8 protein-coding genes and 1 rRNA gene are annotated in these 8,518 nt (G+C 72.7%); all 9 read right to left on the bottom strand.

Annotated elements, in window-relative coordinates; all coding sequences use genetic code 11:
- Nucleotides 1-68 precede the first annotated feature (68 nt).
- Nucleotides 69-1,019: a copper transporter gene (locus tag AIIKEEIJ_RS09555; RefSeq protein WP_006936730.1), complete on the bottom strand. Its 951-nt coding sequence runs from the start codon at nucleotides 1,017-1,019 to the stop codon at nucleotides 69-71.
- Nucleotides 1,016-2,200, bottom strand: a complete 1,185-nt coding sequence (steA, locus tag AIIKEEIJ_RS09550) for a putative cytokinetic ring protein SteA (RefSeq protein ID WP_006936729.1) — start codon at nucleotides 2,198-2,200, stop codon at nucleotides 1,016-1,018. The genes AIIKEEIJ_RS09555 and steA overlap by 4 nt, the downstream gene beginning before the upstream one ends.
- A 55-nt stretch (nucleotides 2,201-2,255) precedes the next feature.
- Entirely contained in the window at nucleotides 2,256-4,046 is a 1,791-nt protein-coding gene (gene recN / locus AIIKEEIJ_RS09545) for a DNA repair protein RecN (protein ID WP_029543875.1), read from the bottom strand.
- 1 nt (nucleotide 4,047) lies between these two features.
- Nucleotides 4,048-4,992: an NAD kinase gene (locus AIIKEEIJ_RS09540; protein WP_006936725.1), complete on the bottom strand. Its 945-nt coding sequence runs from the start codon at nucleotides 4,990-4,992 to the stop codon at nucleotides 4,048-4,050.
- Nucleotides 4,989-5,813 (bottom strand): TlyA family RNA methyltransferase, encoded by an 825-nt coding sequence (locus AIIKEEIJ_RS09535; protein ID WP_006936719.1) that lies wholly within the window; start codon nucleotides 5,811-5,813, stop codon nucleotides 4,989-4,991. Before AIIKEEIJ_RS09535 ends, AIIKEEIJ_RS09540 begins: the two co-directional genes overlap by 4 nt.
- Before the next feature lies 1 nt (nucleotide 5,814).
- Nucleotides 5,815-6,039 carry a hypothetical protein gene (locus AIIKEEIJ_RS09530; protein WP_029543879.1) on the bottom strand — a complete coding sequence of 75 codons (225 nt, stop codon included), beginning with the start codon at nucleotides 6,037-6,039 and terminating at the stop codon, nucleotides 5,815-5,817.
- 55 nt (nucleotides 6,040-6,094) lie between these two features.
- On the bottom strand, nucleotides 6,095-7,090 hold the full coding sequence (locus AIIKEEIJ_RS09525) for an HAD-IIA family hydrolase (protein ID WP_161995524.1): 996 nt from the start codon (nucleotides 7,088-7,090) through the stop codon (nucleotides 6,095-6,097).
- A complete protein-coding gene (locus AIIKEEIJ_RS33970) occupies nucleotides 7,087-8,322 on the bottom strand; it encodes a tetratricopeptide repeat protein (protein WP_072635316.1) in 1,236 nt (411 codons plus the stop codon). Before AIIKEEIJ_RS33970 ends, AIIKEEIJ_RS09525 begins: the two co-directional genes overlap by 4 nt.
- 76 nt (nucleotides 8,323-8,398) lie before the next feature.
- Nucleotides 8,399-8,515: ribosomal RNA gene (gene rrf / locus AIIKEEIJ_RS09515) — 5S ribosomal RNA — on the bottom strand.
- Nucleotides 8,516-8,518: the final 3 nt, after the last annotated feature.

Raw genomic sequence — 8,518 nt, 5'->3', positions numbered from 1 at the left:
TCGTGGGTCCCGCGTGCACGACTCGCCCGGATCGGACGGGGATCACACCGTTCGCCGCGCCGCGCCCGTCAGCGGGCGGCGGTTCCGACGGTGACGGCGCCGGCGTTGGGGCCGGTTCCGTACCGGCCCGACACCCCGGCGAGCTGTTCCTGCAGCGCCAGCACCGTGGTGATGCGGCCGGATTCGCGGTCGACGGTGTCGACGGTGGACAGACCGGCCGACAGCGCCGCGTCGGCCCGCACCACCGCGACGGCCCCGTTGCCGACGGCGGCGCCGGGCCGCCCGGCCAGGACCGTGCCGGCACCGCGGGAGTCGAACGCGGCGGCGAAGCGGGCCAGCAGCGCACCGCGGTTGCCGCCGCCCTCGGCGCCGGCTCCCCCGTCGCCGGTGACGACGATGGCGGTCTGGGCGGGTTCGACGGTCCCGTCGTCGTACGCGACGAACCCGCCGCCCCGCAGCGTGGAGAGCGCGAGGTCACGTTCCTGGGGGGTGCTGCGCGGCTGCCCGCTCGCCGGCTCGACGAGCAGCACGGCTCCGAGCAGGTCCCCGGCCAGGCTGCCCTGATCCACGGCGCCGGTCTGCAACTGCACCCCGGCGGGGACGACGTTGGTGACGGTGGTGCGCAGCTGGTCGGCGCCGGCGGCGTCGACGAAGGGCTCGGTCAGCGAGATCCGGCCGGTCACGGCGGCGCCCGCCGCCTCGACCGTGCGGATCACCGCGTCCAGGTCCGCCGGGTCGGTGTCGGGAGTGGCGATCATGAGCACCGTGCGGCCGGCGAGCGCGTCGCGCACCACACGCCCGGACACCGCGGCGTCGAAACCGTCGGCCGCGTTGAGCTGCTCGGTGAGCACGTTGGTGCGGTCCTCGGCGTCCTGTAGCCGGCCCTGCAGTTCGGACCGGTCGTCGCGGAGCCCGGCGACGACGCTGTCCGACAGCAGCCCGGAGCCGAGGACGATGCCCACGGCGAGGGCGAGGAAGACCGCTGCGATCGAGATTGCGTGGTGACGCAACGAGATCACGCGGTCAGCCCCTGCACCCACACCACGAGACTGTCCCAGCTCTGCACGGCCCAGTCCACGACGTCGCCGCCGAGGTTGGACACGATCAACGCGACGATCACGGCGATCAGCGCGGCGAACACCAGCAGGGCGATCACCCCGCCGGAGACGCGGCTGCGGTAGAGGGTGGCGACGGCCTTGGCGTCGACCAGTTTCGGCCCCACCTTCAGCCGGGTCATGAACGCCGACGGGTTGCTGTCACGGCGGCCCTGGTCGAAGAACTCGTCGAGCGAGACGGTGCTGCCGACGGTGACGATGAGGGCGGCGCCGTGATGGTCGGCCAGCAGCAGCGCCAGGTCGGCGGGGGCGCCGGTGGCGGGGAACGTCATCGCGCCGATGCCCAGGTCCTGGATGCGTTCGAGACCGGGGGCGTGGCCGTCGTGATCGGCGGGCAGCACCACCTCGGCGCCGGACTTGAGGGTCTCGGTGCCGATCCCGTCCGGGTCGCCGACGATCAGATCCGGCCGGTATCCGGCCCGGACGAGGGTGTCGGCGCCGGTGCCGACGCCCACGAGGATCGGCGAGTACTCCTTGATGAACGGCTTGAGGTTCTTCAGGTCCTGCTCGTGGTCCGGCCCGTCCGCGACCACCACCACGTGCCGGTCGCGCAGGTCCACGTCGACGTCGGGCACTCCGACCCCGTCGATGAGCAGCGGGCTCTCCGAACGGATGAACTCGATGGTGTTGCCCGAGAACGCCTCGAGGTGGTCGACCAGGCCGGTCTTCGCCTCGATCATGCGGTCGGAGATCTCGGTTTCGGTCTGCTCCTCGCCCTGGATCAGCAACCGTTCCCCGGAGTAGACACCGCCCTCGTGCAGGCGGACCTTGGCGCCGTCCTTGACCTTCTTGAACACCTCGGGACCGGTGTTGTCGATCAGGGCGATGCCGTTGGCGACGAGCACCTCCGGGCCGAGGTTCGGGTAGCGGCCGGTGATCGACGTCGAGGCGTTGACCACGGCGGTGACCCCGGCCTCGACGAGCGCGTCGGCGGTGACGCGGTCCATGTCGACGGCGTCGAGAACGACGATGTCGCCGGGACCGACCCGGCGCAGGAGCCTGGCCTGGTTCTTGTCGACCCGGGCAATGCCGCTCACTCCGGGCAACGTTTCGTTATTGCGTGACAGCAGCGCCGGCATCTTCATGGCATCGATGATGAACCCGGGCCGGGGCCGGGCAACGGAGGCGCGCCGGGCGGGATCAGCCTCGTCGTTCGGCGTGCGCGGTGGCGAGCAGTTCCTCGGCGTGGGCCCGGCCCGTCTCGGTGTCGCCGAGGCCGGCGAGCATGCGGGCGAGCTCCGCGACCCGCTCGGTATCGGTGAGCGCGCGCACCCCGCTGCTGACGACGCCCCCGGCATCGTCGACCTTGTCGACGACGAGGTGGGTGTCGGCGAACGCGGCGACCTGCGGCAGGTGGGTGACCACGATGACCTGATGGGTGCGCGACAGGCGGGCCAGGCGCCGGCCGATCTCGACCGCAGCCCGACCGCCCACCCCCGCATCGACCTCGTCGAACACCATCGTGGCGCCGCGTTCGGACCCGGCCAGCACCACCTCGAGCGCGAGCATGACGCGGGAGAGCTCACCGCCGGAGGCGCTGCGCGCGATGGGCAGGGACCGGGCCCCGCTGTGCGCGGCGAGCCGGAACTCGACGTCGTCGACGCCCGAGGTGCCGGCGTGCAGCACCCGCCCGCCGACCTTCAGCGGTGCGGTGTCCTGCGGCCCCGCCTCCCGGTCCCGCACCTGCACGTCCAGACTCGCCCGGCCCATCGCCAGGCCGGACAACTCCTTGCTGACCGCCTTCGCGAGCTTGTCGGCGGCCTTCCTGCGGGCGGCGGAGAGGGCGGTCGCGGCCTCGGCGGCGGCGGCCGCCTCGCGATCGGCGCGCGCGGCGAGGTCGGCGACCGCATCGGCGGACACGTCGATCCTCGACAGCCGGTCGCGGGCCTCGCGAGCCCACTCGAGCACACCGTCGATGTCCGCGGCGTACTTGCGGGTGAGCGATTTCAGCTCCGCCTGGCGGTTCAGCAGCGTCTCGAGGGCCCCCGGGTCCGACGGCAGGTCCGACAGGTATCCGGACAGCTCGCCGGCGACGTCGGTGACCACCGCGATGGCCTCGTCGAGCCGGGGACCGAGCTCGCGCAGGGCCGGGTCCTCGGCCGCCTCGAGCCGCGCCCGCGACTCCCCCAGCAGATCCAGAGCCGCCGCGGCCACGTCGTCGCCGTCCCCGCCGGTGAGCGCGGCCTGCGCGCCCTGCGCGGAGTCCCGCAACGAATCGAGGTCGCCGAGCCGGCGCACCTCGGCCACGATCCGGGTGTCCTCCCCCGGCTGGGGGTCGACGGCGTCGATCTCGTCGAGCGCGAACCGCAGGCGGTCCGCCTCCTGCGCGAGCTCCCGGGACCGCTCGGTGCGTTCGCTCAGCTCGGCCCGCGCGGTCAACCACCGCTGGCGGTGCTCCTGGTACGCCGCCAGCAGCGGCGCGATCGCCTTGCCGGCGAACCGGTCGAGGGCGGCGCGCTGCTGGTCGGGCCGCAGCAGCCGCAACTGGTCGTTCTGGCCGTGCACGGTCAGCAGCGGATCGGTGAACTCCGACAGCACCCCCACCGGGACGCTGCGCCCGCCGAGGTGGGCGCGGGAGCGGCCGTCGCTGCCGACGGTGCGGACCGCGATGATGCTGCCGTCGTCGTCGCGCTGGGCGCCGGTCGTCTCGAGCAGGCGTGCCACTTCCCGCTCGACGTGGCTGGGCACCCCGCCCGCCGCGCTCGACCCGGCGTCGGCATCGATGCAGAAGCGACCCTCCACGACGGCGCGGGAGGCGCCGACACGGACGCGGGTGGGGTCGGCGCGCGCCCCCGACAGCAGGTGCAGGCTGGTCACGACCATGGTCTTGCCGGCTCCGGTTTCGCCGGTCAGGACGGTCAGCCCGCCGTGGAACTGGGCGCCGGCCTCGGAGATGACCCCCAGATTGTCGATCCGGATCTCGGCAAGCACCTCACAGTCTCCTTCCCCGCCAGCCCTTCACCGGAAGATCGAACTTGCGCACCATGCGGTCGGCGAACGGCGCCGAGTCCAGCCGCACCCACCGCACCGGGTGCTTGCCGCGCACCACCTCGAGTCGGCCTCCGGCGGGCAGGTCCAGGGTGCGGCGGCCGTCGCAGAACACCAGCCCGTCGTGGCTGCCGGCGAGGGTCTCCACGGCGATCAACGACTCCGGGCTGGTCACCATGGGCCGGGCGAACAGGGCGTGCGCGTTGCTGGGGATCACCAGCAACGCCTCGAGTTCCGGCCACACGATCGGGCCGCCGGCGGAGAACGCGTACGCGGTCGATCCCGTCGGGGTGGCGATCAGCACGCCGTCGCACCCGAACGCCGACACCGGCCGGCCGTCGACCTCGAGCACCACCTCGAGCACGCCCAGACGGGACTTGTTCTCGAGGCTGGCCTCGTTCAGCGCCCACCCCCGGTCGACGATCACGTCGTCGACCCGGATCGCGACGTCCAGCGTCATCCGCTCCTCGACCCGGTACTCGCGGCGCACCACCTGCGCCAGCGCCTCCTCGAGATGTTCGGCCTCGGCCTCGGCGAGGAAACCGATGCGGCCCAGGTTGATTCCGAGCACGGGCACCCCGGCGCGCTGGGCCAGTTCGGCGGCGCGCAGGAAGCTGCCGTCCCCGCCGAGCACGATCACCATCTCGCAGCCCCGGGCGGCGTCCGGTCCGGGTTCGACGATGCGGACCCGTCCGTCCGGGCCGGCGAGCGGACCCAGACCGGTGCTGGCGACCTCGTCGTCGAGCACCCGCAGCCCGATGCCGGCCTCGCCGAAGATCTTCGCCATGCGCTGCGCCGTCGCGGCGATCTCGACCCGCCCCGAGTGGGACACGAGCAGGACCTCGCGGGTCGCCCGCTCCGGGCCGGTCGCTGCACTATCTGCGGTCACTGGGGTCCTTCCTGCACGGCTCGTTCGACGAGTTCGACCACGTCCGCGCCCAGTTCGACCGGGCCGGGTTCCCCGGCGCGCAGCCACAGGAAGTACTCGACGTTGCCGGACGGGCCGGGCAGCGGACTGGCCACCGCCCCGAGCGTACGCAGCCCCAGAGCCTGGGCCTCCCGGGCGACACCGAGGACCGCCTCGGTGCGCAGAGCCGCATCCCGGACGACGCCGCCACTGCCGACCCGCTCCTTCCCGACCTCGAACTGCGGTTTGACCATCGGCAGCAGATCCGCGCCCGGAGTCACGCACCGCACGAACGCCGGGAGCACCAGCTTCAGCGAGATGAACGACAGATCCGCCACCACCAACTCGACCGGCCCTCCGATCGCGTCCGCACCGATGTTACGCACGTTTGTTCGATCGATCACGTGGACGCGCTCGTCGGACTGCAGCCGCCACACCAACTGGCCGTAGCCCACGTCGACGGCGACAACCTCGCGGGCGCCCTCGTGCAACAGGACGTCCGTGAAGCCGCCGGTGGAAGCCCCGGCGTCGAGGCACCGCCGTCCGGTGACCCGCAATCCCTGGGGGGTGAACGCCTCGAGGGCGCCGAGCAGCTTGTGGGCCCCTCGCGAGGCCCACGCCACCTCCTCGGCGACCTCCGTGACCAGCAGGGGCGCCCCCGGATCGACCTGGGTCGCGGGTTTCGTCGCGACGGTGCCGTTGACGAGGACCCGCCCAGCCGTGATCAGTTCACCGGCGTGCTCGCGGGACCGGGCGAGGCCCCGGCGCACCAGCTCCGCGTCGACTCGCGCTCGCCGGGCCACGTCAGATCTTGTCCACGGTCGCGAGCGCCTGGACCAGCAGGTCGTGCGCCTGTTCGAGCAGCTGCGCCTGCCGCGGGATGATCTCGGACGGATCGGGCTCACCGTCGGCGGTGACGTCGCGGGCGCGCGTGAGCAGACCCTCGACCTCGATATGGATCGACGCGGGATCCACGCCCGGATGGGGGCGTGGAAGGTGGTCGCCTGGGCGTGGAATCGACGTGCTCATCGTCGACCACGCTAGTGCATGCCGGTGACGAACCGGCACACCACGCAGACCCGACTCAGCGGGATATTCCCCACCGTGCCAGCAGGTCGTCCGCCGCCACGACCCGACCGAAACCGGGGTTGGCCCAGGCGACGTCGAGCACGGCCCGCAGCGCGGCCATCGGGTCCGCCGCGAACTCCGGAGCCAGGTGCACATCCCGTCCGTCGAACGACACCGCTCCCGGCTCGCGCGGTCCCACCCGCAGCGCGGCCGCCTCGGCGTCGAGACCGGCGAGCGAGTCGGCCACATAGGTGGGGCGCTGATCCTGCGGCGCCCGGAGCAGGTCCGCGACCGTGCTGACGCCGGTCAGCACCAGCAACGAATCGGCGCCCACGGCGTTCGCACCGGCGATGTCGGTGTCGAGCCGGTCGCCGACCACGAGCGGACGCGAGGCGCCGCTGCGCACGACGGCGTCCTCGAGCAGCGGCGCGGCCGGTTTGCCCGCCACCAGCGGCTCACAGCCCGTCGCCGACCTCAGGGCCGCGACCATGGAACCGTTCCCGAGCACCAGGCCCCGCTCGGTGGGCAACGTCGAATCGACGTTCGTCGCCACCCACAGGGCGCCGGAGCGCAGTGCGAGCGTCGCCTCGGCGAGGATCGCCCACCCGGTCTCCGGGGAGTGTCCCTGCACGACCGCCACAGGCTCGGCGTCCGCGGAACGCACCGGAGTCAGACCGACCGCGGCGACCTCGTCGACGAGGGCCTCGGTACCCACAACCAGCACCGGGGCGCCGACCGGGACCCGCTCGGCCAACAGCCGGGCCGCGGACTGGGAACTGGTGACCACGTTCGACTCGTCGGCCGCGAAACCGAGTTCGCGCAGGTGTTTGGCGACCTCCGCCGGGCGACGGCTCGCGTTGTTGGTGACATAGAACAGCCGCTCGGCACCCTCCGACAATGCCTCGCGGGCCCCGGGCACCGCCTCGGCGCCGCGGTAGACGGTGCCGTCCAGATCGAGCAGGAGTACGTCGTAGAGCGCCCGCAACGACGCGCCGCCGGATGTACCGGTCACTGATCCTCTCCGGTGAGCTCGGCGACGCGTTCCTCGGCGTCGGTGTCCCCCTCGAGATCCGCCGCGGCGGCGTTGAGGAACCACTTCAATCCGTCCTCGGTACGTCCCGCGGCCACGAGTGCATCCGCGTACGCATAGAACAGGCGCGCGGCGGACGGGCCGGTGCGCGAGGCATCCAGGTCCGGGGTCTGCAGGGTGACCACCGCCTGGTCGAACTGTCCCAGATCCATCCGGGCGCCCGCCACGACGATGCGCAGCTCGGTGGCCTCGTCGCCGGTCAGCGCCCGAGCCTCGTCGCTGCGGCCCAGCTCGATCGCGCGCTCCGGCCGGCCGAGACCGCGCTCGCAGTCCGCCATGACCGCCAGCAATCCCGGTCCCCCGGCCATTCGTCGGGCGGCCCGCAACTCGGACAGCGCCTCCGCCCATTCGCCGGCGTGGTAGGCCGTGATGCCCGCTGCCTCACGAACCACGGCGATACGGCCGGCGCGCTGCCGCGCAGCACGAGCGTGCGCCAGCGCCAGACGGGGATCGTCGTCGATCAGGCGGCCGGCCATGACCAGGTGCCGGGCCACTGCGTTGGCGTTCGACTTGTCGAGACTCAGCAGGTCCCGGCGGATCGTCGGATCGAGGTCCGACGCTTCGACGTCCTCGGGCAGGTCCGGCTCGTCCGGCCGGGCTTCGCGACGCGGAGCCGGAGCACCCTCGCGGCCACGGCTCGGGCCGAATCCACCCTCGCCGCCACGGCGACGCGGAGCGCCCCCGTCTCGCCGTTCGGGTCCGTGGCCAGCACGGGACGTGCCCGTGCGCCGATCGTCACGGCCCCGATCGTCGCGCCGGTCACCGGTGCGCCGATCGTCCCGACGGTCGTCGTTTGTGCCTCGATGCGGGCGCTCGCTGCGGGAACGGTCGTCGCGGGAACGGTCGTCGCGCCGCTCACCGTAGGGCCGATCTCGCCGGTCCCCCGACGGGCGATCGCTGTGGGGTCGCTCCGAGCGGCTACTCCCGCGGGAGTCGTCCGCGGAGCCCTTCGCCGGCTCGCTTCGCCGTTCCCCGCGGAAAGTGCGGTCCTCGCCGCGACGATCCGGTCGGCCGGCGACTCCCTGCCGGCGATCCTCGCCGCGGGCCGGGCCCCGGTCGCCACCCTGGCGGCGCTCGCCGCTGTCTCCGCGTCCCGACCTGGGAGTGGACCCTCCACTCCGGAAGGATCGACGCTCACCATCGTTGTCGGACACAGAAAAATCCTTTCATGAAAAACCAGAAAAACCACGAGAGGGGACCCAACTGGTGGGTCCCCTCTCGTAAACGGGTGTTCGGCGGTGTCCTACTCTCCCACACCCTGTCGGGTGCAGTACCATCGGCGCTGGAGGGCTTAGCTTCCGGGTTCGGAATGGGACCGGGCGTTTCCCCTCCGCTATGGCCGCCGTAACT

It is taken from the genome of Rhodococcus sp. YH1 (genome assembly GCF_009939605.1).
Classification (GTDB): Bacteria; Actinomycetota; Actinomycetes; order Mycobacteriales; family Mycobacteriaceae; genus Rhodococcus; species Rhodococcus aetherivorans.
The sequence above is the reverse complement of the archived record's forward strand: the minus strand, read 5'-3'. Positions and strand labels throughout refer to the sequence as shown.

What these genes read in the sequence shown, in the direction of transcription:
- AIIKEEIJ_RS09530 (WP_029543879.1), bottom strand. Translation starts at nt 6,039, where the DNA reads ATGAGCACGTCGATTCCACGCCCAGGCGACCACCTTCCACGCCCCCAT.
- steA (WP_006936729.1), bottom strand. Translation starts at nt 2,200, where the DNA reads ATGAAGATGCCGGCGCTGCTGTCACGCAATAACGAAACGTTGCCCGGA.